The sequence below is a fragment of the Megasphaera sp. AF13-6AC genome (assembly GCF_027685385.1).
Taxonomy (GTDB): domain Bacteria; phylum Bacillota; class Negativicutes; order Veillonellales; family Megasphaeraceae; genus Megasphaera; species Megasphaera micronuciformis.
Genome location: NZ_JAQCUN010000153.1, coordinates 1 through 1,011 on the forward strand (window position 1 = coordinate 1; position 1,011 = coordinate 1,011).

Annotated in this window: 3 protein-coding genes; all 3 read left to right on the forward strand. The window is 45.7% G+C overall.

What is annotated here, in order from left to right; translation table 11 throughout:
* Positions 1–159 (forward strand): 50S ribosomal protein L4 (gene rplD / locus PGX78_RS07400; RefSeq protein ID WP_333524005.1); only part of this gene is annotated, 159 nt, incomplete at its 5' end.
* On the forward strand, positions 159–443 hold the full coding sequence (rplW, locus tag PGX78_RS07405; RefSeq protein ID WP_006943086.1) for a 50S ribosomal protein L23: 285 nt from the start codon (positions 159–161) through the stop codon (positions 441–443). The genes rplD and rplW, both read left to right, overlap by 1 nt.
* A 32-nt stretch (positions 444–475) precedes the next feature.
* Positions 476–1,011: 50S ribosomal protein L2 (gene rplB, locus PGX78_RS07410; protein WP_270446237.1), on the forward strand; the 536-nt coding region annotated here is incomplete at its 3' end.

A 1,011-nucleotide genomic window follows, 5' to 3' on the forward strand; every position in this document is an offset into this window, starting at 1 on the left:
ATTACGGACGGCGACGAAGTAATGGCTCGCTGCGCACGTAATCTTCAGGGTGTGAAGTCCGTATCTACGGAAAATATGAACATCTTCGATTTGTTACACTACACGAAATTGTTCATTACAAAGAGCGCTGTAGCTAAGATTGAGGAGGTGCTCGCATAATGATGATGCATGATATCTTGGTAAAACCGGTCATCACGGAAAAAACGACGATGATGATGTCTGATGGCAAATATACATTTAAGGTGTCGCTTCATGCCAATAAAATTGAAATCCGTAAAGCTGTAGAAGCTGTTTTCGGCGTCAAGGTCAAGAGTGTAAACACCATCCGCATGACAGGCAAATTCAAGCGTATGGGTAAATACATCGGCAAGCGCCCGGATTACAAGAAAGCCATCGTAACCCTTCATGAAGGCGAAACAATCGAATTCTTTGAAGGCGCTTAGGTAGAACGATATAAAGGAGGAGGCACCATATAATGGCCATTAAATCATTTAAACCGTACTCCGCTGGCCGTCGCTTCATGACCGTTTCGACGTTTGAAGATATTACGACGTCCAAACCGGAAAAGTCCTTATTGGCTAAGTTGACCAATAAAGGCGGTCGCAATAACAGCGGTAAGATGACGGTTCGTCACCAAGGCGGCGGACATAAACGTCGCTATCGTATAATTGATTTTAAACGAATTAAAGATAATATTCCGGCGAAAGTAGCTACGATCGAATACGATCCTAACCGCTCCGCCAACATCGCACTGCTCAACTATGCAGACGGCGAAAAGAAATATATCATTGCTCCCCACGGTCTTACAGTCGGTACGGTCGTTGTATCCGGTCCTGAATCGGATATTAAAATCGGCAATGCATTGCCTTTGGGGCGTATTCCTCTCGGTACGGTTGTACACAACGTGGAATTGAAAATCGGTAAAGGCGCTCAGCTCGTTCGCTCTGCCGGTTCTTCGGCGCAGCTTATTGCTAAAGAAGGCAACTACGCACTCTTGCGTCTTCCTTCCGG

Coding starts and splice junctions, on each gene's coding strand:
- rplW (WP_006943086.1), top strand. CDS start 159: ATGATGATGCATGATATCTTGGTAAAACCGGTCATCACGGAAAAAACG.